Source organism: Erythrobacter sp. JB1-15 (genome assembly GCF_057365035.1).
Genome location: NZ_CP200295.1, coordinates 2086318 through 2108770, shown reverse-complemented (window position 1 = coordinate 2108770; position 22453 = coordinate 2086318). Strand labels below are relative to the sequence as shown.

Here is a 22453-nt window from a genome sequence, read left to right as displayed (position 1 = left end):
TCATGAATGCTCCCTGGAAATCAGGCCTTCCCGGCAATCGCGATCCGTTCGCAGCCTATATCTGCGATGATAACGCTCTGGACGTGCTGCGTCCGGTCGTCATCGAAATGGGCTGGCAGCCGGAAAAGTGCAACAAAGGCGGCCTGCGCAATGCAGTGCAATCGCTTTCGGTCAGCGCAAGTCCTGCCATCCTATTTGTCGATCTGTCGGAAAGCGGCGATCCGCTGAATGATATCAACGCTTTGGCGGAAGTTTGCGAACCCGGTACGGTTGTGATCGCCATTGGCCAGGTCAATGACGTGCGCCTGTATCGCGATCTGCTGTCGAGCGGCATTCACGACTACCTGCTGAAACCGCTTTCTGCGCAGCAAGTGCACGATTCTCTCAATCAGGCACTGGCTGTATTCAACGCGCCCAAAGCTGGCGATGGAGAAGCCGTCAAACGCCACATCTCCACCGCAGTTGTTGGTACACGCGGGGGCGTCGGTTCATCGACTATCGCAACCTCGCTTGCTTGGTTGTTTTCCGATCATCACCAGTCACCAACAGCTTTGCTCGATCTGGATGTGCACTTTGGCACAGGCGCGCTCGCGCTAGATCTGGAGCCAGGTCGCGGCCTGACGGATGCGATTGACAATCCCAGCCGTATCGATGGCCTGTTTATCGAACGCGCCATGATCCGCGCCAACGATAATCTGTCAATCCTGTCAGCCGAAGCGCCCATCAGCCAGCCGCTGATGACCGATGGTTCGGCCTTCGTGCAGCTTGAGGAGGAATTCCGTCAAGCGTTCGAAATGACGGTCATTGATCTGCCGCGCAATATGCTGATTAACTTCCCGCATTTGCTGGCTGATGTGAACCTTGTTCTTGTCACGTGTGAGCTGACCTTGGCATCGGCACGCGACACGATCCGCATCCTGTCCTGGCTCAAAGCCAACGCAGCCCATGCGCATCCGATGATCATCGCCAACAAAGTTCAGCCGAGCGTTGCCGAGATCAGCAAAGCCGATTTCGAAGCCTCGATCGAACGCAAGATCGACTTTGCCATCCCCTATGATGTGAAAGCTGCATCCAATGCTGCCAAGCTGGGTCAGGTCTTTGTCGAAGCCAATGCTTCGAGCAAAGCAACCGCCACAATCAAGCAGCTTGCAGAACGCGTCATGGGCGCCAGCGAGGAAGATCTTGCGGCAGTGACCGAAGAGAAGAAATCGCTGCTTGGCGGGTTCGACTTCAAATCGCTGCTGGCGAAGAAAAAAGACAAAAGCGAGGCGGCACCGGCTGAATAAGCCGTCTGGAGATAGGCGCGCGATCATCACAGATCCGCGCCCACTTCCAAAGCCTCTTGGCCGATTAATTTCGACACAGGTCTTGCGATAAGCGAGGCCACAAAAGGGACCAGACAGGACACGACATTATGGACCTCTTTGAGACCCTCATAATCACGCTTGTCATCTTTGCGGTGCTTGTGGGCGGCTTTTTGCTGTTCACAGGATCTGGCGCAGGCAAATCACAAAAACGGCGGCTCGAAGCGCTGCGTTATCGCCATTCTGACAGCACCGATGCCAAAGTGGAATCGCAGCTGAAAAAGGCGATCGCATCGCGCAAACCCAAGACCTATCAGGTCAAAGGTGCAGGCTCACGTTCCGAAGCTTTGGCGATGCGGTTGGATCGCACGGGCAATCCATGGACCGTGTCGCAATACATCTACGCCTCGCTCGGGATCGCGCTCGCTTTTGCGGTTGTGATCTACATTCAGTCGGGCGCTTTACTGTTGTCCCTCGGCATCGGTCTGGTGCTTGGCGCGGGCATTCCGCACTTGGTAATCAATTACCTGATCAACAAACGCACCAACCAATTCAACGCCAAGTTTCCCGATGCGATTGAATTGCTGGTGCGCGGTCTGCGGTCGGGTTTGCCGGTGACAGAAACGCTTGCGGTTGTTGCGCAAGAAGTGCCCGGCGCTGTCGGCATCGAATTCAAAGGCATCGTTGAACGGATCAAAATCGGCAAAACGATGGAAGATTCGCTTCAGGAAACAGCTGACCGGCTGAATATCTCTGAATTCAACTTCTTCTGCATCACTCTGGCCATTCAGCGCGAGACTGGCGGTAACCTCGCTGAAACGCTGTCAAACCTCGCCGATGTGCTGCGCAAACGCTCGCAGATGAAGCTTAAAATTCGGGCGATGAGCTCTGAATCGAAAGCATCCGCTTACATCGTTGGTTCGCTGCCCTTCATCGTGTTCGGCCTGATCTACTGGATCAACCCCGAATATATCGGCGGATTCTTCTACGAAGATCGTCTTATCATTGCTGGCCTTGGCGGCATGGTCTGGATGAGCATCGGGGTCTTTATCATGGCCAAGATGGTCAGTTTCGAAATTTGAGCTGGGAAGGTTTAGAACATGCTTGAACAACCACCCGGCCCCACTCTGCTTGGCATCGATGTTGTCATGGTCGGCACCATCCTTGCCGGCATGGCCGCCTTTGCCGTGATCATGGCGATTTACGCTGCGGTCACGATCAAAGACCCGATGGCGAAACGCGTCAAATCGCTTAATGAGCGGCGCGAAGAGCTGAAAGCGGGCATCGTAACCAGCTCAGCCAAGAAACGCGCCAGCCTGGTTCGCAAATCGGACACGACCGACAAAGTCAAAGACAGCCTGGGGAAGATGAATGTCCTCCAGCAAAGTCAGGTCGAAGAGGTTCAGCAAAAGCTGGCTCATGCCGGTTATCGCAACAAGGAACTTGCGGTTATCGTCATCGGCCTGCGCGCTATCCTGCCTATCGTGCTGGGCGCGCTTGGCTTCCTCGTGATCTACGTTATCGAATACTTCCCCGATTGGGGACCGATGACGCGTCTTGGAGCGGTGTCTGCCATGCTGTTTCTGGGCTATAAGGGACCCGAACTCTATCTCAGCAACAAGGCGACCAAGCGCACCAAGGAGATCCAGAAAGGTCTTCCCGACGCGCTCGATCTGCTCGTGATCTGCGCCGAGGCCGGCTTGACTGTCGACAGCGCTTTCAACCGCGTTGCCAAGGAACTGGGCCGCGCTTATCCCGAACTGGGCGACGAATTTGCCCTGACCGCGATTGAGATGTCCTTCCTGTCAGAGCGCAAAATGGCATTCGACAACCTTGCCTACCGGGTCGATCTCGAAGCGGTCAAAGGCGTGGTCACCACTATGGTTCAAACCGAACGCTATGGTACGCCGCTCGCTTCTGCCTTGCGCGTCCTTTCGGGCGAATTCCGCAACGAACGGATGATGCGGGCTGAGGAGAAAGCCGCGCGTTTGCCTGCGATCATGACCATTCCGCTCATCATGTTCATTCTGCCGGTTCTGTTTATCGTTATTCTTGGACCCGCAGCCTGCTCGATATCGGATGCGCTGATCAAGTAGCGCGGGATCCTAGATCCGCCTCATACAGAAGGGCCGGTGCACAGCGCGCCGGCCCTTTTGCGTTTCACCAGCCTCGCAGCGTTTCGGCCTTCGCCGCCCTTGCTAGTCAGGTTGCCCCAGCTCGCCCGCCCGCGCGCGCAGCCGATCCAGCATGGACCGGAACGCCGCGCGCTCCTCTGCGCCGAACTCACTGAGCAGCTCGCGTTCCGTAGCAAGCGCCAGTGGCATCACCTCAAGATGGATCGCCCGTCCCTCGCCCGTCAGCGCCAATAGGTGTGAGCGGCCATCATCCCTGTTGGGCAGACGTTCGATCAGGCCGCGATCCTCCAGCCCCTTGCACGCGCGATTGACTGCAACCTTGTCCATCAAAGTCGCCTCGGTCAGTTCGCGCTGCGTAACGCCCGCGCGCGCTTCATGGCGATTGCCCAGCACCGCCATGATCCGCCATTCGGGGATCTTGAGCCCAAAACGCTTGCGATACCGCTCCGCGATCAGCGCGCTCACCGCATTCGATGCCACCGAAAGCTGATAGGGCATGAAAGTGCCAAGCTGGCCATTCTCAGGCTTTGGGCTGGGTGCGGCATTGGTCGTCTTTGCATTCATCAATTGGTTGCTCATTCGTATTGAACATCATCCCACCAAGGGTAGAAATCGGGCATATCTTCGCTGACCTTGCCCGGATAGACGGGATTACGCTTTTCAAGGAAGCTGGCGATACCCTCTTTGGCATCCTTTCCGCGCGATAGCCTGTAGATTGCCCGACTGTCGATCTTGTGCGCGTCCATGGGGTGATCGGTGTTCATCAAGCGCCACATCATAGCGCGGGTCATCGCGACCGATATGGCAGAGGTGTTATCGGCAATCTCGCGGGCGATGCCTTGGGCGGCGTGCAGCAGATCATCCGGTGCATGCACCGAACGCACCAGCCCGCCTGCTTTGGCTTCTTCAGCATCGAACACTCTGCCCGAATAGCACCATTCGAGCGCCTGGCTGATGCCGACGATCCGGGGCAGGAACCAGCTTGAGGCGGCCTCTGGCACAATGCCGCGCCGCGCGAACACGAACCCATATCGCGCATGGCTTGCTGCAAGCCGGATATCCATTGCCAATTGCATGGTTGCGCCCACGCCGACGGCAACCCCGTTGCAGGCAGAGATCAGCGGCTTTGTGCTTTCGAACAATCGCAAAGTCAGCAATCCCCCGCCATCACGCACTCTTTCATCGGACAAGTCATCAACCTGCGCGCCATCGGAGAACACCTGGCCCCCGCCTTCGGGTGTCAGATCAGCGCCCGCGCAAAACGCGCGTTCCCCGCTCCCGGTGAAAATCACCGCGCGCACCGCATCATCTGCATCAATGTCGTCCATCGCCGCGATGATCTCTTCGCCCATTGTGCGGGTATAGGCGTTCATCTTGTCAGGCCGGTTCAGCGTGATCGTTGCAATGCCATCGGCCTTATCGACCAGGATCTGAGTGTAGTCGCTCATCATGTTCCTTTCTCATACGCTTTTGCATGCGATAGGCGCTGAGACGTGGACCGCTCAACCCACCCTTTTGCAAAAGTTCTCCCCATCCCGGACCCCGCGGATTTCTGCGCCTTGCGCGCAAATCGCTGCGCATGCAGTGTAACCTTCGCGATCCGCGCGGAACATGGGCGAACCGGGCGAGTAGATAAGAGGGACTTGCCGGGCATCAACATCGCCAAAATGGATAGGCGATTGCAGGCGGTGTAGGAAAGGCTCGCGCGCCTACGCGCTGTCTGAGGCCACCGTAATACTGCAGCTTTCTAAAGACGCGGACTGTTTGGTTTTGGAGCTGGAAGCGACGAGGAACGTCAAAATCCAATGGAAGGCATAATGACAGCTCTCAAACCGCTTTCAGAGAAATCTCGGCCAATCGCACCGCGCTGATCAATGGCCCGGTCGCGGATCCAAGATGAGCCGCCAGCTGGTGCCCCGCTCGCTACTTGTGACTTCAATGTTCGCTTCGATCTGCGACGCAAGGTCGTGAACCAAGGATAGTCCAAGCGACCCAGACTTGCGCATCGCCAGTTCAGGTTCAAATCCAGCGCCGTCGTCATTGACGATCAAAAGAAGATTGCCATTGTCATCGCTCAAAGTGACATCAATGACACCCTTCCCATCGTCAAAGGCGTATTTGAAGGCATTGGAAACCAGTTCGGCCACAATCAATCCCAGCGGGGTTACGCGGTCAACGTCGACTGGCGGTGCATTGAATTTTCCAGTGAGCGAAATCTCTTTGCGGCCAAGGCTCTCTTCCAAAAGCTTGAGCAGATCCTGAACAAAGGCGTTCAGATCAGTTTGCCTGTCTTCGCCCAGCTCATGATGGTAAATGTGATCATGAACCAGCGCCATGGTGCGAGCGCGATTGGCGGCATCCTGGGTTGCAACTTTGCTCTTGCCAGTATGGCGGCTGCGGCGCGCATCAAGGCTCAGAAGGCTCGAGAGAACTTGCAGATTGTTCTTTGTGCGGTGGTGAATCTCAGAAAGAAATACGTCTTTCGTGTGAGCCAGTTTGCGCTGAGTGCGATAAAACCAGAACAACAGGATAGAAAGCAACAGGGCAATTACAGCGGCCAAAGCGCTCAATATCATTCGGCTTTGCGACTGATCCAATCGAAGGTCCGAAACCAGGGCCTCTTGGCGCATAAACTCCACATCCCTGTCGCGATCACGCAGTTTTATCAGCACATCGGCATTGGCAAGCCTTTCCAATCTGTCCGATTCAAAGCGTTGCTCACTGAGCTCCAATGCCATTTCGGAATAGAGCCAAGCTTCATCAGCTTTGCCAAGCCGAGCGAGCATTTGCGCCATGCCCCGGGCATAGTCCATCCGCCAAAAAGCGCTCGTTTCGAGCGTTAGCAAATAGGACGGTCCGCGATTTTCAGGATCAACAAGCTGCTGGGCACGCTTGAGAGTGACTTCTGCCTCATCGAAGTTACCCATTTCAAGATACCGAGCAGCGAGCCAGCTGAGAGTGGCTCCAGCTTCTGTGTCGAGGTCGCTTTCAAGGAAGCCTCGAGCCGATTTCTCAGCCATTTTCAGGGCCTGTTGCGATTGTCCCAGCGTGTACAATGCTTCTGCATGGCGCCGGTCGAGAAAGGCAAGGCTGCGTTGCTGTCCGGACTTGGCGTAGACCTCTTTGCCAAGTTCCAAGAAATAAATGGCCTCTTCGGCTCTGCCTTCCTTAACATGCGCTTCGCCGACATTGGCTAACAAAGTGCCTTTGATCGACATGTCCGACGGATCGTATTTCTCCAAAATTTCAAGACCAGTCTCGTAATACTCAATAGCGCGGTCACCATCGCCCAAATTGTAGTAGACAATGCCAATCCGGCTGTAGGAAGGCGGCTTTAAGGCATGCCGTTCATACTCTTCATTGAGCGCCAGAGCTTTTTCATAATATTCAAGCGCTTGGCCATAATCGAGCGTTTCCACAGCATTGTCGCCCAATTTATCGAGCAGCCGGGCTTCCATCTGGACGAAGCCTTGCAATCGTGCCAGCTCCAGAGACTTACTCAAATAGGCAACCCGGTCCTCGGTTCGAGATTTGACGACTTGCGAGGCGGCGAAATTCAAGCAAGCCTGCACAGGACTGTTTGAATTCTCCGCTTCAGCAATCTCGGCAGCGATGGCTTTCTCCGACGCATTTTCGGCCAATGGTCTGAGCAATCCAATATTCTCACACGGCAGCGAAGCGGCGTCTGGCCAACCAGCTTTTATATAGCCGGCTAGGGATTGATAGTTTCGCTCCAAAGCCAATTGCCGATCCCCCTGCCGATACGCATGCACTCCCAGAAGAGAGAGAACACCCGATTTGATGCCTGGCAAATCCTCTGCTTCAGCAAGGGCAAGCCCCTGATTAAGCCGGTCTTTCATAAGGTCATCATTGCCATCATGCATCGCAATGTAGGCTTGCGCACGGCGAATGGCGGCAAGGGCCATCATGTCATTTTGCGTGTCAGCCTGCCTGGCCAGATCGCGCACCTCTGCGCGGACGCCATCGACATTGTCCTTGGCCTCTTGCCAGATAGATGCAGCGCTCAGCCGCAGGAACGCTTTTGGCGACACTTTCGGCTTGAGACTGTCACGAGCGCTTTTATCGAGGAAAGTGTATCCAAACCGCGCATAGCGCGTCGCAAAATGCAGTTGCTCACGTGATGTCATCGCAGCTGCCTGCCTAATGCAAACAGACACTAAAGCCTGATTGCGCCGAGCCTTGCTGGACATGGGGTCCAGCAAGCGATCACAAGCATTTTCTGCCACCTCCCTATCTGCTTGCGCCGCGCTGCGGGGTGCAAACAGTGCGGCGCCAGCCACTAGAAAAGTCAATATGAGTATGCGGGTCCAGATGTGTCACCAGCCTCCAACCGGATGCTCTAGTCGCAGGAAAAGGGAATATTTGGAAGCCGCATTCGTCAATCAGCGCTGCCCGGCCAATTGTAATGCTCACGAAATAGAAAGCCCATGATGGGTTGCTAGCGGCCTGAAATTCTACAAATATACTGCAAAAAAGAGGGCGCCCGGAAAGCTGGGTGTCGGGGGGGAGAGCAGCTTCCGGGCGCCAGTGCGTGTCACAGAGGGGGTGAGATCGGACACGCAAGCAGAAAGGTTATTGCACTGTTACCAAGCAAAGTTTTCCTCGCAGATGGGGTGAGCGGCGCGGTAGCGCGCGATCGCCAACAGCCATGGGAGAATTCCCTTTGCCGGGTTACAGGTGGCAAATTTCCGATCGACTGTAATCAGCGTCTCATCGACCATTCGCTTGGCATAAAGCTCAGGCATCAAACGATCAAAGAACAGCTGAAGAAATGTGCCAAAGTCAGTCAGCAATTGGATGTATGCCGGACGGTCTCCCATCGCAGCGCGGGTTGCCAGCCCGCGCCAATGCTTTGGGTCACCGCAGATTGTCGCCACATCGATTGAGCGCACGAGTTCCCAGCGAAGCTGATCCCTTACCTGGGCATCCTGTGCCGACTCAAGTTTCTGCGGTTTGATCCGTTCGACAACGTCATCGACAACAATCATTGCCTGCTGAGCGTGTCGATATGCCAATGCTTGTGCCATTTGGCCCTCCTAATGCGTACCGTTGTTTCGGGGCGCTGGAGGATGAATAGCTGGCTGGCCCATGCTGGTATTTCCATTCAGGTGTGATTTTATTCAAATCCTGCGCTAGATGGGACAAAGGCTGCAATTTTTCGCCAAAATCGGTGACGCGAGTCGCAAGATTTGGCGGTGTGCGGCAATTGTTCGGGGATTTTACTGCCAGATGGCCAACATACTCATTGTTGAAAATGACCGCATTATTGCGCGAGATCTGGCGTCAATCGTTGAAGCGCTGGGCCATCAAGTCGCAGGTGTGGGACACAGCTTTTCCGAAGCCATCGTCCTGATCGAGGAGGCCAAGCCTGATCTGGCCTTGCTGGATATCCATATTGACGGTGACCGGGATGGGGTCGCGGTCGCTGGCGAATTGCGCGAAGAACATTCCCTGGCGCTGGCATTCATCACGAGCCACGCCGATCACGAAACAGTGATGAGAGCATCAATCGTCAGGCCCAATGGCTATCTGGTCAAACCCTTTGACGAGAAATCAGTCGATGCGCTTATCAATGTGGCTTTGGCGAATTTCTCTCAGACTGAGCATACGCTCAACAGCAAAGGGATCTCTCAGCCATCTGATGCTGACAATCGGGCCTTGTCCGCTGCTCGGTTACAAAGCGTGGAAAACTACATTTCAAGGCGCCTCGATAGGCCCATTAAGGTGGAGGAGCTTGCCAAATTGTGCGGCCTCAGCGCAGCAGAATTTTCGCGCCAGTTTCAAGCGGCGACCGGGTCTTCTCCGTACAAATACCTTTCCGAAGAGCGGCTCAAGGAAGCCAAGCGTTTGCTGCGCAACACCCAGTGGTCATTGGTCGAAATCGCGCTTGCCGTGGGGTTCGGCAATCAATCACATTTCACAGCGGCGTTTCGAAAGACATTTGGGACCACCCCGTCGGCGTACCGCCGGTTCACACGTTAGTCGTGTTCCTATCGGCTTTCGTGAGACTGGTTGAGGCAATCGGATAGAGCGTGCGAAAGCACTACCCGCCTTGACACGAATCATGTTTCACATAATAGTTAGATATCTAACTATATGAGGCAGTCATGAAACGGCGACAATTTCTCATAGGCGCAGGCGGCGCTGCTGCCTGCCTGTTGATCGGCACTGGCGCTTGGGTAAGCAGCCGGGATATTGCCGCAGCTCGCGATCCTTGGGGTGCCGTTGACAAGAGATTTGATGATCCGCGCATGCATGTCTTGTCGCACGCCATCCTTGCGCCCAACCCTCATAATCAGCAGCCTTGGCTGGTCGAACTTGCCCAGTCCGATACGATCATCCTGCACCCCGATACGGCGCGGTTTCTGCCGCAAACTGATCCGCCCAATCGTCAAATCACTATCGGGTATGGTGCGTTTCTCGAATTGCTTTCTCAGGCTGCCAGCGCAATCGGCATGGCCGCACAAATCGATCCATTCCCCGATGGCAGCAATCCTGATAGCCTCGACAATCGACCAATCGCGACCATCCGCCTAGAGCCAAAAGAGGGGCCAGTAGACCCGCTTTTTCAGACTATTGGAACCAGACGCACCACGCGCCAGCCCTTCGACCTGGATCGCCCGATAACCGAAGAGGATCTGGCTGAGCTTGCAGGCTCCATCGAAAAGGCCAGTCTGTTTGGCGCAACCAGTGAACCAGCACGTGTCGCTCGTATCACCGAGATCAATCAGACGGCCTGGTCAATTGAAACCGATACGCCCCATACGCATGCCGAAAGCACCAGGCTCACACGAATAGGTGCCGCACAAGTCAATGAACAACCCGATGGCATTTCTTTGTCAGGCCCATTGATCGAGACGATCTCGCTTGCCGGTCTGATGTCGCGCCCGAACCTTGCCCGGCAAGACAGCTTTGCCTTCGAGCAAGCGCATGCATTTTATGCAGGATTGCTCGATGCGACGCCGACATATGCTTGGCTGGCAAGCGATGCGAATGATCGGCTGGATCAACTTGCCGCAGGCAGGCAATGGGTGCGCATAAACCAGCAGGCAAGCGCGATGGGCATCGGTTTCCATCCCGTCAGTCAAGCGCTTCAAGAATATCCCGAAATGAAAACGCCATTCAATCAGATCCACGGTGAGCTTGGCGTTGAACCACCAGCGCGCGTTCAGGGCCTTTTCCGACTTGGCTATGGCGACATGCCCTCGCCATCGCCGCGATGGCCAATTACGAAGAAGCTAAAGACCAATGCCTGAAGAACCAGCAGTCCTTGATGAAAATTCAGTCCAAGCCTTGATGGAAATCTCCATCATTGCTCATCTTACTGATGTGCTTTTCGATCGTCATTTGCCAGCGGGGATAACCACGGCCCAATTCGGCGTGCTCAATCGTCTTGTCCGCCTTGGCCTCGATGAAACCCTGAGTGAAGTCGCTGCAGCTTTCAGAGTGACGCGGGCTACGATGAGCTCAACCGCCGAAAAGCTCGAAAGTAAAAATCTTGTCGCAGTGTCACAGTGCCCGGAAGATGGGCGGCAAAAGCGTATTGCCATCACTCAACAGGGAAGAGAAATGCGCGCGCAAGGTATAAGCGTGCAATTGGATTTGATTGCGCGCTATGCCGACTATGTAAGCGAGGCGCAGTGGGCGCAGCTGGCCGCAACACTCGGACATATCCGTCTTGAGCTGGAAGAGACAATGGGCGCGTCAAACACGTGATTGTCTGCATTCACCCATCCAGTTTGCAACATACAGAGCCACCACAAATTGCCCATCCCCGACGAAAATCGCCGCCCGAACCCGAAGGCGCGAGCGGCGATCATTCTCGTAAGCTTGAAAAAAACCCTTAACGCGGCGCCATCCGGATCGCACCGTCCAGCCGCACGTCTTCGCCGTTGAAATAGCCGGTCTCGATCATGCACATGGCAAGCTTTGCGTATTCTTCGGGATTGCCCAAACGCTTGGGAAACGGAACGCTGGCTGCGAGCGCTTCTTTCACTTGCGGCGGGGCGGCGTTCATCAAAGGCGTGTTGAAAATGCCGGGCAGAATGGTGTTCACCCGGATCCCCTCGCGCATCAGATCGCGCGCGATCGGCAAAGTCATACCGACAACGCCGCCTTTGGATGCAGAATAGGCAGCCTGGCCCATCTGCCCATCTTCGGCAGCGACGCTTGCGGTGTTGACGATGGCGCCGCGCGCGCCTTCATCGCTCATCGGGTCTAGGCTCATCATGCCTGCGGCTGATTTTGCAATGCAGCGGAAGGTGCCGATCAGATTGACCTGAATGACAAAGTCGAACGCGCTGATGGGGAAATGCTTGATCTCGCCCGTTTGCTTATCGCGGCTGGCGGTTTTGATCGCGTTGCCGATGCCGGCGCAGTTTACCAGAATGCGTTCCTGGCCGTGGGCCTCGCGCGCTTTGGCAAAGCCTGCATCCACGTCATCGTCGCTGGTGACATTCACTTTGCAGAACACACCGCCAAGCTCAGCCGCCATGGCTTCGCCTTTTTCCTCATTCATATCGAAGATCGCGACTTTTGCGCCTTTGGCAGCGATGGCCCGCGCGGTTGCCGCGCCAAGGCCCGATGCGCCGCCGGTTACAACGGCGGGGGTATTTGCAGATACTTCCATTGTTTTCATTCCTCTCAATTCGTTATCCCGGCCCACGCCGGGAACAGTTTCGATTAACTCTTAAACGCTCTCTACAATCGTGACATTGGCAACGCCGCCGCCTTCGCACATGGTTTGCAGGCCGTATTTCTTGCCGTGGCGTTTCAGGCCATGCACAAGCGTCGCCATCAATTTCGTGCCCGATGCGCCCAGCGGATGGCCCAGCGCAATCGCGCCGCCGTGCACATTGAGCTTGTCCGGATCAGCGCCTGTATGTTTGAGCCATGCCATCGGCACAGGCGCAAACGCTTCGTTCACTTCATAAAGGTCGATATCGCCGATTTTCAGACCTGCCCGCTCCAGCGCCTTGTCGGTTGCGAACAAGGGCTCTTCCAGCATGATAACCGGATCGCCTGCGGTCACCGTCAGATTGTGAATGCGCGCCATGGGGGTGAGATTGTGGCGTTTGAGAGCCTCTTCTGACACCACCAGCACCGCTGATGATCCATCGCAGATCTGGCTAGCAGATGCAGCGGTGATGCGGCCTTCGGGTGAAAGCAGCTTTACGCCCGCAATTCCTTCGGGGCTGGCATCAAAGCGGATGCCTTCATCGACTGTGTGTGTGTCATCGCCTTCGGGGGTTTCGATGGCAATAGGCACAATCTCATTTTCAAACGCGCCCGCTTCGGTTGCAGCGATGGCGCGGCGGTGGCTTTCATAGGCAAAGGCATCAAGCTCATCTTTGGAAAAGCCGTGTTTTTGCGCGATCATTTCTGCGCCCATGAACTGGCTGAACTGGACGTTCGGGTATTTCTCGACGACGCCGGGGGACATGTAATTGCCCAGCCCTTCCTTCATGTGCAACGTCATGTTTGAGCCCATCGGCACCCGCGTCATGCTTTCCACGCCGCTGGCAATCACCACGTCCTGTGTGCCGCTCATCACGGCTTGCGCGGCGAACTGGATGGCTTGCTGCGAAGACCCGCATTGCCGGTCAATCGAAACGGCAGGCGTGGATTGGGGGAGCAGTTTGGAAGCCAGCACGCCCATGCGCCCGACCTGACCTGCCTGCTCGCCCGCCTGGCTGACGCAGCCCGTAACCACATCGTCGACTGCTTCCGGGTCAACGCCGCTGCGTTCGACTACCGCGTCGAGCGAGCGCGCCAGAAGGTCCACCGGATGCACGCCGGCCAGACGCCCTCCGCGCTTTCCGCCAGCGGTGCGGACCGCCTCAACGATATAGGCTGTTGTCATGATGAAATGTCCCTTCCCGTTTACGTAAACGTTTTGTTTGGCCATTGCCTATGGGAGGGAGAGGTGGGAATCAACCGCTCAAAAATGAGGTTCTGGTCCCGGTGGTATTCTCACGCTACGGCATGCGGGCTTTTGTATGCGGCGCGAAGGGAAAAACGGATATGTCTGGAGCCCCACCGCCAAAATCGCCGCCAAATGCGCTGCCCAATGCGCCGCCGGGCCTGATGCCCGAAAGTGACGAGGCCGTTCGCGCAGCAAAGGCGCTGAGATTGGCAGGCGATGTGACCGCAGCACAGCGGCAATTGGACAATGTGCTTGATACATCGCCCGCTCATGCCGCTGCCTTGCATGAACGCGCGCGGCTGGCGCTGGCGCGCGGCGAAGCGGATGCAGCCGCGCGGTTCGATGCAGCGCTTAAACAGCGTCCCGGTGATGGCGATCTGTGGCTTGGCAAAGCGCAGGCGCTCGATGTGGCAGGCGACAGGGCCGGCGCAATTACGATTGCCCGCCAGTTGGCAGGACAAGCGCCCGGCTTTATCGAGGCATTGGAATTTCTCTCCGGATTGCTGCTGGCACAGGGGCGTGCGGATTATGCCAGCCCCTTTTCAGATGCCGCGCTTGCCCAGCCGCGCGATCCCAATATTGCGGCCGCGCATGTGGATGCGCTCGCCGGGCTCGATCACGCCGCCAAAGCGGCCGATATCGCAAAAGAGGCGCGCGCCCGGTTTCCGGGCGAACCCCATTTCGCTTTACTCGAAGCCGCCAATGCCAGCGCTGCGGGGCAATGGGACAGGGCGGAGGCGATCTTTGCAGGCCTGAAAGAACACTCCCCCTCCCGCCTCCTCCACGAAGCGCGCCATCGCATCCGCGCAGCCGATTGGTCTCGGGCGCAGGCGCTGCTCGAAGAAATCATCGCGAAAATTCCGTGGAGCATAGCGGCTTGGGCTTTGCGCGGCATCATCTGGCGGATGACCGGAGATGAACGTGCGGCATGGCTTCACGAACAACCGGGACTTGTGCAAATGCGCCCCTTGTCTGCGCGCGCAGGCCTGATCGATGACGCGGCTGAAACCTTGCGCGCGCTTCACCAGACCAGCGCTATGCCGCTTGGCCAATCGCTGCGCGGGGGCACACAAACGCGCGGCATCCTGTTTCACCGGCACGAAAAGGTGCTGGCAGAACTGCACCGCGCGATTGATGCAACGCTTACCGAATATCGCCGCGATCTGCCCGCCCCCGACGCGCATCACCCGCTGCTGCGCCATCATGGACGGGAATGGGCGCTGGCGGGATCATGGTCGGTGCGTCTGATATCGGGCGGCGCGAGCAATCCGGCAGGCGATCATCACGCCGCACATATTCATCCGGCGGGGATCATTTCGAGCGCGCTCTACGTGAGCGTCCCGCAAGCTGTTTCAGATGATACCAGACATCAGGGCTGGCTCGAACTGGGCCGCCCGCCATCTGATCTGGGCTGCGATCTGGCACCTGTTTCTGCGATCAAGCCGCAAAAAGGCCACCTCGCGCTGTTCCCCTCGACCCTTTATCACGGCACCTGCCCCTTTACCTCGCGCAGCCCGGCAGAGCGAATGACCATCGCCTTTGACGTAACATCGGCCGAATAGAATCGCCAAACCCTTCAAGCAATGGCCCAAAATGGCGCCAATTAACCAAATTCAAAAAATTGCCCCAATTTTACAAATCGGTAACTTTGCATCACCTCCCAGCCTGTTCCCCCTAGGAAATGCGAAGTTTTGAAATTCGCTGATTTTACAGTGTTGCAATCAAGCTACACGGCATTTCGATTTTTGCAGAATTGCACCAGATCGCTTTCCTTGCCCCCGAAACTCTCCATTTGAGCCTCAGAGACAAGGGTTTGGTCAGTATCTTCGCGCGCCTCGCGTGGAGGATTGATCAAAAATTGTCCCGGAGCAGGCAGTGATTCAAAGCTGGTTTTTACAGACTGGCCTGGACTGTTGCCAAATATGAGTCAGGCATGTCGTTTGCAAAAGGCGGCTGGCTGATCACCATAACTAAGGGTACATAACCAATGAAAAAGACCACACAATTGCGACTGAGCGCTGGCTCGCTTGCCGTGGGCCTCGCGCTCGCTGCAACGCCGGGTTTCGCTCAGGATGCCGATACGGATGAAGATACCGTACAAGGCGAAGCGATCATCGTGACCGGTTCACGCGTGACCGATCCCAACCTCGTTCTGTCCAGCCCCGTGACGGCGATCGGCGAAGAAGAGATCACTCTGCGCCAGACCAACACCGCTGAACAATTCCTGCGCGAACTCCCCTCTGCTGTTCCCAGCATCGGTTCTGCCGTGAACAACGGCAATGGCGGTTCGTCGTTCGTCAACCTTCGCGGCGTCGGCTCGCAGCGGAACCTCGTTCTGCTTGACGGTCGTCGTTTCGTGCCTGCTGATACAACGGGCCGTGTTGACTTGAACTCGATCCCGCTCGCGGTGATCGAACGCACCGACATCCTGACAGGTGGTGCTACCACGACCTATGGTGCCGACGCTGTTTCGGGCGTTGTCAACTTCATCACCAAGCGTGATTTCGCAGGTCTGGAAGCCAACTTCTCAACCGGTATCACCGAACAAGGCGATGGCGAGACCTTCCGTGCTGAATTGACCATGGGTGCAAACTTCGACGATGGTCGTGGTAACGCAGTCCTCTCGGTCGGTTATCAGGAACAACAAGAAGTGTTCCAGGGCGACCGTGCATTCTCCGCAACGGCCATCGACTCCTTCGCCGGCACCGTCACTGGTTCGGGCAACGCCATTCCGAACAACTTCTTTGTTCCGGCTCAAGGCCCCGGCGGCACCGGCACAACCTTCCTTGGTCAGAGCGATCCGGCCAATGACAGCTTTGCACCGGGTTTCAACGGCGGCGCTGGTCCGTTCAACTTCAACCCGTTCAACATCTTCCAAACGCCGTTTGAACGCTTCAACATTTTTGGTTCTGCCAATTACGAAGTGTCCGAAGGCCTCGAAATCTACAGCCAAGCTGTGTTCTCGAAGCAAAGCGTTGAAACCATCATCGCACCGGGCGGTTCGTTCTTTAACTCTTACCAGTTGAACCTGAACAACCCGTTCCTCACCACTGGCGCAGCCAACGCATTGTGCGGCCCGCTGGCGTTGACCGCGGCGGAATGTACCGCTGCTGTTAACACGCCGTTTGGTGAAACTTTGGCTGATGGCACGCCCAACGCTGACTACCGCGAAGTCAACGGTCTGTTCCCGCGTCGTTCAGTAGAAGCTGGCACTCGTAACTCTGAGTTCACCTCGACTTTGTTCAACATGGTTGTCGGCGCACGCGGCGGCATCACGGACAACATTTCGTGGGACGTCAGTGCAACATATGGCGAATCTGAGCGTATTCAGCGTCAAAGCGGCTTTGCTCGCTTCCAGCGTCTGCAAAACGCCCTGATCGCTATTCCGGATGCAACCGCACCCAACGGCGCTGTGTGTTCGCAATCAACCACTGCCAGCACAACCAATGATGGTCTTTGTGTTCCGATCAACATCTTCGGTGAGCTTGGCACAATCACGCCGGACTCCATCGATTATGTGTTCTCGCTGACCCAGCAGGTCATCACCGGCACAACCATCGGTACGGTCAACGGTAACATCACTGGCGACATCGACACGGGCATCTTCAGCTCGCCTGTCAACTTCGCTGTTGGTGGTGAATATCGAGAATACACCGCAACCCGTCAGTCTGACGAAGCTTCGCAGACCCCGGGCGCGGTTGTTGGTGGCGGCGGCGCCGCACCTGACATCAATGGCGGCTATGACGTTCTCGACGTGTTCGGCGAACTGTTCATCCCACTGCTCGAAGGTGTGACTTTCGCTGAAAGCCTGTCGCTGGAACTGGGTGCTCGGTATTCCGACTACTCAACTGCTGGCACAGAATTCACTTGGAAAGCCGGCGGTAGCTGGGAGCCAGTCGCTGGCCTCACCATCCGTGGCAACTACCAGCGTTCGTCGCGTGCGCCGAACATCGGTGAATTGTTCACGCCTGTGACAACCGGCCTTGGTAACCTGCAAACTGACCCGTGCCAGCTGGCACTTCCGGTTGGTAACGCAGCGCTTACTGCGGTTTGTATCGCACAGGGTGCACCGGCATCGACCATCGGCAACATTCAGCCGCCGATCGCAGGTCAGGCCAACAACACCACTGGTGGTAACCCCAATCTGGGTGTTGAAACTGCCGATACATGGACAGTTGGTTTCCTTGCACAGCCCGATTTCGCACCGGGTCTGTCGCTTTCGGTCGATTACTGGAACATCCGCGTCGAAGACGCTGTGTCCGCACCGGCCATCAACGACATCAACGCAGGCTGCTTCCAGTCTGGCAACGTTGATTTCGCGACCAACGTGTTCTGTCAGCTGATCCAACGTAGCCCGACCACGGGTTCCGTCAGCGGCGGTGCCGACGACACGCCAGGCTTCATCCTGCAGCAGTCGAACCTGGGTCTCATCGAAACCGACGGTATCGATGTCAGCATGCGTTATGGCACGGACATCACCGATCGCATCGGTCTGAGCCTGTCATTCGACGGCACATGGACCAATGAGAACGTGTTCACCGCGTTCCCGGGTGCGTTCGCTCGTGACTGCATCGGCTTCTTCAGCAACGCGTGCGGCTCGATCCAGCCTGAGTTTGTCTTCTCGCAGCGCACCACGGTGTCCTTCGATGACGAACTTTCGCTGTCGCTTCGCTGGCGTCGTCTGAGCGCTGTCAGCCAGGAACCGGATGATATCGCCAACAATAACGGCCCGGCTCTGATCGGTCCGGCACCGGCATTGGGCGGTGAAGAAGTGAACTTCCAGGAAATCCCTGCTGAAAACTACTTCGACCTGTCCTTGCAGTGGGATATCCTTGAGAACGTGTTGTTCACGTTCACTGTCACCAACCTTCTGGACAATGATCCCGAAATCGTTGGTTTCAACATCGGTTCGACTGCCTTTAACAGCGGTAACATCTTCCCGTCATCATACGATGCACTGGGTCGCCGCTACAATGCAGGCGTTCGTTTCAGCTTCTGATCCAATCAGACAGCAAAACAGGGAAAGGGCGGGTCTTAGAACCCGCCCTTTTTTTGTGCGCCGTGCTGTGATACTTTCACGTTAAGGAGATATTCTATGACAAAGCCCCTCAATTTTACCCGCACGCTCGCCATTCTTGCAGGCGGCTGCGTACTTGCCCTTCCCGCTGCCATCCCTGCCCACGCGCAGGATACCAATGCTGCGGCCAAGACCGAAACGGCCGAAAGCACCGAAGGAACCAAGATCGTGGTCGAAGGCGAACGCGAGAAGATCACAGATCGCTCGCATCCCGATTACATCCGCTGCCGCAAAGAGCCCGTTATCGGTTCGCGCACCAAGATGACGAAGACCTGCATGACCAATCGCGAATGGAAAGAAGCCTCGCGCGCTGGCAATCGCAATTCGCGCAGCTTCGTCGAGGAAAACCAGGCCGGCTTTAACGGCAACGGCTCCTGATTTCACGAAAGAGCACAATGTTGCGTAACTCTGCATCCCAGCGCCGCGCTGGATCATGCTGTTTGGCTTTTGGCGCGGTTCTGGCTAGCACCTCTCTCGCCGCACCCGCCTCCTTGTTCGCGCAAGACGTCGAAAGCGCCAAAGAGCAAGCGTCGCAGGTCTCAACCAGCCCGCTGGTGAGCAAGCTTGAAGACTGCACATCCATCGCTGATGATACGCAGCGGCTCGCCTGCTTTGACCGCGAAGTGGGCGCATTGGTCGGTGCGACCAATGAAGGCGAAGTCAAAGTCGTCCAAACCGAAGACATCAAGAAAGCGCGCAGGCGCCTGTTTGGCTTCTCGCTTCCCAAAGTCAGCCTGTTTGGCGGAGGGAAGGAAGAAGAGGTTAAGCTGCTTACCTCCACCATCACCAGGGTGCGCAAGGTTGGCCGCAATGAATGGCATTTCTGGATTGCAGAAGGCGACGCCAAATGGCGGTTCAAGAACAATTCAATCCGCGCCCGCGCACCCGAGGTGGGCCAGTCCGTTGAATTTAAGCCTGCCAGCATGGGCACCTATTGGATCCGCATCAATGGGCGCAAGGGCGTGCGCGGGAACCGCATAGGATAGGCTTAGCGAGGCGCGCAGGCCGGGCCTGACGGTTACCGGTCTGTATCCTCCAATCCGCTGCCGCCAGACAATACCGGTACAAAAAAGCCCGGCTTGCGCGATTGCACAGGCCGGGCTTTTTGATTGCCGCTAATGCGATCCGGCAGGCTTACAACCCGCCCGGCCCGCAATCATTTGCGAGATAATCGAGCATCTTGGTGTAAAGCTGCTGCTGGTGGCTGAACATCAGCGTATTGGAGAAGTGGTCCGCGCCCTTGATGGTCACAAACTGCCCCTCTTTGCCTGCCGCCTCAAACTTCTTTTTGTAGTCTTTGAAGTGATAATACATCACCCGGCGATCATTATCGCTGTGTACCATCAATAGCGGGATGTTGACCTTGTCCACCTCATCAATGGGGTTGACCCCAATCATGCCGCGGCGTTTTGACCATTCATCCAGAGCTTTCAAATCGCCATCGCGGCGGCCCATATATTGCTTTGCAGCATCCGCCACCGCGTTCACCGCAATCGCGCACTGATACAATTGCTCTTCACGAGCGACCGAATACAGTGCCGCTTGCCCGCCATAGGACCAGCCAAAGAACGCCACGCGATCAGGATCAGCAAGGCCTTGTTCGATAAGGTATTTCACCCCATCATCCTTGTCGTCCTGCATTTTGCCGCCATGTTCGCCGTAGCCTGCGTCAAAATGCTTCTGACCCCATCCGGTTGAAATCCGGTTTTCCGGGTGCAGCACCATATAGCCTGCATTAGCGAGCATCTGGCCCATCTCGTCATAGGAGACCATGCCGTTAACGTGCGGCCCGCCATTGTGCTGAACCACCAGCGGGAACGGTCCCTCGCCTTTGGGCATCGTCACATAGGCCGGGATTTCCAGACCATCGCGCGCTTTATACCGGATGTATTTCACATCGGCGAGCTGCTGCGGGTTCACCAGCGGGTTGCGGCTGCCAAGCTTTGCCAGCTTGCCATCTTTCACCATCCAGTATGAACCGGGATCACGCGGTCCGCGATTGGTGACGATCATCGTCTTGCCGTCGGTTGACCGGCTGGAAATGCCGATGCTGTGCGCATACGGAATTTGCTGTTCGAGCGCTTCGTAAAGCGCTTTTTCATCCTCGTCGAACCAGTGACGCTCCATTTTGGCCCCGGGATAGCGCGCGGCCACCAGCTTATCATTGCCAGGAATGGAGTGAGTCTGAATGCCCATCACGTCGGAATCTTCGGATTGGAATAGCTTTTCGCCGATCTGCCCGGTGTTGAAATCGAAGGTGTAAAGCGCCGCCTTGTCGTCGCCGCCACGGTTGTCGATCATATAGCCGGTGTTGGGATCACCATCCTTAAACCCAGCGATCCCGTGTATACCGCTGAGCACACGGTAAAGGTTGTCCTGATCGTCGAAATCCATTTCCTGGAACTTCGTCCATGAACCATCGCCCGGCTTGCGGTAATACTCGCGCAAGATATTATCGTTTTCCAGCGTGCGAGTGTAGCGCGGATTGCCATCGCTATCCCACAGCAAAACCTGAGGAAACTTGCTGTTGCCTTTCAAAACGAGCGAACGCGCGCCTGATTTTAGATCGAACTTGTAATAGGCGCGCGGACGGAATGCGGCGAAAGGATCTACACCCGTCGGATCGGGGATAGCGTTGCCTTGACCGATCAGCACCTTGTTTGGCTCTTTGGGAAGGAGGCTTACCAATTCAAAATTGCCATCAATCTTTGAAAACTTATTCTTTTCAAGATTGTAAGAGAAAGCGAGGTAATCGCGAATATCCTGCTCAGGCCGCTTCACAGTCTTGCGGTTGACCTGCCAGGCCGTGCCGAAAATATAGTTATCTGCGGCCCACGAAGCGTTGATGATCTCCATCGGATCAGCATTAAGGCGGCGCACCGGCTTCGACAGATCATCGGTCTTGTAAATCTCAAGCAGATATTCGCCTTCCCGGCTTTCCACCTTGTGAACCAGCACGTGCTTGCCATCGGGAGAAACCTGTACGGCGTTGACGACGCTACGCAGCGCCCAGACATCCACGGGAACCGAGGCTTGGGCTTGCGTTTGCGTGGGTGCCGCTGCGACGCCGAGACCGAGCACCGATACACCGGCCATTGCGGCCATCAATTGGGCTTTAAAAAGCTTCATGGGTCATTCTTCCAGTTTTCATAGAATTGGACGTTCCATTGAGCTGCGCGGCCTCCCGTCCTTACAGCTCGAACGCTTTCAGTAGATCAAAAAAACGGCCCCCCGGCAAGTGCCGAGAGGCCGAATTTTTCGCTAATTTACGCGCATCTCGCTTAGAAACGGTACAGAAGCTGCCCGAAGAACTCGCGTCCGTCGAGGTTGTAGCCGTTTCCAATCGGAGTGTTCGAGATACCGAACACTTCGTTCGTGTCGATCAGCGGCGGATCGGTGTCGAAGATGTTTGTCACACCTGCGATAACCCGGATCGTGCCATTGTCCCAACGGATCGATGCGGTGTGCTCGAACCATTCTTCAGCAAAACCAACATCGCGGCAGATGATACCGTCACCTGCAACATTGGCGGTGCCTGCACCAAGACAGGTGTCGCCGAAGAAGCCAGTGCCTTCGTTACCGAACGCATCATCCAATGGATCGATGCCGTCAGCCTGCTGCTCAACATCGCCAATATAGCGCGTTTGCCAGGTGAAGCGGAAATCGTCGTAATCAACCTGGAATGTTGCCCGGCCAGTCCAGCTTGGGAAGCCAAACTCGCCTGCATCATCATCAAATTGAACCGATCCATCGTCGTTCGTGAATGTGCTGGACCGTTCAATCAGGTGGTTGGCACGCAGGTTCAATGTCAAGTCAAACTGCTCGCCACCAATGGTGACATCCTTGCCAAAGGTAGCGTTGATATCAATCCCGCGGACCGCTTCTGAGTCGAGGTTCAGGAAGCCCTGAAACACATCTGAAACCAGCTGACGGTTTGTAGCCTGCAGTCCAATGCGATCACAGAACTGGCTGCGGACGTTATCTTCACGAG

General features: G+C 56.2%; 18 protein-coding genes. 10 read left to right on the top strand and 8 right to left on the bottom strand.

Annotated features, from left to right (window positions below):
• Positions 1 to 2: 2 nt before the first annotated feature.
• The 3 genes from AC0V6L_RS10075 (at position 3) to AC0V6L_RS10065 (ending at position 3400) form a co-directional block, all read left to right on the top strand.
• Positions 3 to 1286: a pilus assembly protein CpaE gene (locus tag AC0V6L_RS10075; protein ID WP_486154122.1), complete on the top strand. Its 1284-nt coding sequence runs from the start codon at positions 3 to 5 to the stop codon at positions 1284 to 1286.
• A 128-nt stretch (positions 1287 to 1414) separates the two neighbouring features.
• Positions 1415 to 2386, top strand: coding sequence for a type II secretion system F family protein (locus AC0V6L_RS10070; RefSeq protein ID WP_486154121.1), 972 nt, complete (start codon positions 1415 to 1417; stop codon positions 2384 to 2386).
• Between the two features lie 18 nt (positions 2387 to 2404).
• Positions 2405 to 3400: a type II secretion system F family protein gene (locus tag AC0V6L_RS10065; protein WP_486154120.1), complete on the top strand. Its 996-nt coding sequence runs from the start codon at positions 2405 to 2407 to the stop codon at positions 3398 to 3400.
• 102 nt (positions 3401 to 3502) lie between these two features.
• Here the strand turns inward: AC0V6L_RS10065 and AC0V6L_RS10060 are convergent, their stop codons facing one another.
• The 4 genes from AC0V6L_RS10060 to AC0V6L_RS10045 all read right to left on the bottom strand — a co-directional run bounded on the left by AC0V6L_RS10060 (position 3503) and on the right by AC0V6L_RS10045 (position 8487).
• Complete coding sequence (locus AC0V6L_RS10060; protein ID WP_486155102.1) at positions 3503 to 4003, bottom strand: MarR family winged helix-turn-helix transcriptional regulator; 501 nt, start codon at positions 4001 to 4003, stop codon at positions 3503 to 3505.
• 11 nt (positions 4004 to 4014) lie between these two features.
• Complete coding sequence (locus AC0V6L_RS10055; RefSeq protein WP_486154119.1) at positions 4015 to 4887, bottom strand: crotonase/enoyl-CoA hydratase family protein; 873 nt, start codon at positions 4885 to 4887, stop codon at positions 4015 to 4017.
• A 423-nt stretch (positions 4888 to 5310) separates the two neighbouring features.
• On the bottom strand, positions 5311 to 7587 hold the full coding sequence (locus tag AC0V6L_RS10050; RefSeq protein ID WP_486154118.1) for a sensor histidine kinase: 2277 nt from the start codon (positions 7585 to 7587) through the stop codon (positions 5311 to 5313).
• A gap of 456 nt (positions 7588 to 8043) precedes the next feature.
• Positions 8044 to 8487, bottom strand: a complete 444-nt coding sequence (locus AC0V6L_RS10045; protein ID WP_486150382.1) for a hypothetical protein — start codon at positions 8485 to 8487, stop codon at positions 8044 to 8046.
• Between the two features lie 202 nt (positions 8488 to 8689).
• On the opposite strand from AC0V6L_RS10045, the gene AC0V6L_RS10040 reads away from it, so the two are divergent.
• The 3 genes from AC0V6L_RS10040 to AC0V6L_RS10030 all read left to right on the top strand — a co-directional run bounded on the left by AC0V6L_RS10040 (position 8690) and on the right by AC0V6L_RS10030 (position 11176).
• A complete protein-coding gene (locus tag AC0V6L_RS10040; protein ID WP_486154117.1) occupies positions 8690 to 9442 on the top strand; it encodes a helix-turn-helix domain-containing protein in 753 nt (250 codons plus the stop codon).
• 125 nt (positions 9443 to 9567) lie between these two features.
• Complete coding sequence (locus tag AC0V6L_RS10035) at positions 9568 to 10716, top strand: Acg family FMN-binding oxidoreductase (RefSeq protein ID WP_486154116.1); 1149 nt, start codon at positions 9568 to 9570, stop codon at positions 10714 to 10716.
• Positions 10709 to 11176, top strand: a complete 468-nt coding sequence (locus AC0V6L_RS10030; RefSeq protein ID WP_486154115.1) for a MarR family winged helix-turn-helix transcriptional regulator — start codon at positions 10709 to 10711, stop codon at positions 11174 to 11176. Before AC0V6L_RS10035 ends, AC0V6L_RS10030 begins: the two co-directional genes overlap by 8 nt.
• Positions 11177 to 11303: 127 nt before the next feature.
• Here the strand turns inward: AC0V6L_RS10030 and AC0V6L_RS10025 are convergent, their stop codons facing one another.
• Positions 11304 to 12089 (bottom strand): SDR family NAD(P)-dependent oxidoreductase, encoded by a 786-nt coding sequence (locus tag AC0V6L_RS10025; protein WP_486154114.1) that lies wholly within the window; start codon positions 12087 to 12089, stop codon positions 11304 to 11306.
• 60 nt (positions 12090 to 12149) lie between these two features.
• On the bottom strand, positions 12150 to 13322 hold the full coding sequence (locus tag AC0V6L_RS10020; RefSeq protein ID WP_486154113.1) for an acetyl-CoA C-acetyltransferase: 1173 nt from the start codon (positions 13320 to 13322) through the stop codon (positions 12150 to 12152).
• A 161-nt stretch (positions 13323 to 13483) separates the two neighbouring features.
• On the opposite strand from AC0V6L_RS10020, the gene AC0V6L_RS10015 reads away from it, so the two are divergent.
• The 4 genes from AC0V6L_RS10015 (at position 13484) to AC0V6L_RS10000 (ending at position 19448) form a co-directional block, all read left to right on the top strand.
• On the top strand, positions 13484 to 14947 hold the full coding sequence (locus AC0V6L_RS10015; protein WP_486154112.1) for a 2OG-Fe(II) oxygenase family protein: 1464 nt from the start codon (positions 13484 to 13486) through the stop codon (positions 14945 to 14947).
• 425 nt (positions 14948 to 15372) lie between these two features.
• A complete protein-coding gene (locus AC0V6L_RS10010; protein WP_486154111.1) occupies positions 15373 to 18384 on the top strand; it encodes a TonB-dependent receptor domain-containing protein in 3012 nt (1003 codons plus the stop codon).
• A gap of 96 nt (positions 18385 to 18480) precedes the next feature.
• Positions 18481 to 18840 carry a hypothetical protein gene (locus tag AC0V6L_RS10005; protein ID WP_486154110.1) on the top strand — a complete coding sequence of 120 codons (360 nt, stop codon included), beginning with the start codon at positions 18481 to 18483 and terminating at the stop codon, positions 18838 to 18840.
• A 17-nt stretch (positions 18841 to 18857) separates the two neighbouring features.
• Entirely contained in the window at positions 18858 to 19448 is a 591-nt protein-coding gene (locus AC0V6L_RS10000; protein WP_486154109.1) for a hypothetical protein, read from the top strand.
• A gap of 148 nt (positions 19449 to 19596) precedes the next feature.
• Here the strand turns inward: AC0V6L_RS10000 and AC0V6L_RS09995 are convergent, their stop codons facing one another.
• Positions 19597 to 21591, bottom strand: a complete 1995-nt coding sequence (locus tag AC0V6L_RS09995; RefSeq protein ID WP_486154108.1) for an alpha/beta hydrolase family protein — start codon at positions 21589 to 21591, stop codon at positions 19597 to 19599.
• A 152-nt stretch (positions 21592 to 21743) separates the two neighbouring features.
• Entirely contained in the window at positions 21744 to 22376 is a 633-nt protein-coding gene (locus AC0V6L_RS09990) for a hypothetical protein (RefSeq protein WP_486154107.1), read from the bottom strand.
• Between the last annotated feature and the right edge of the window lie 77 nt (positions 22377 to 22453).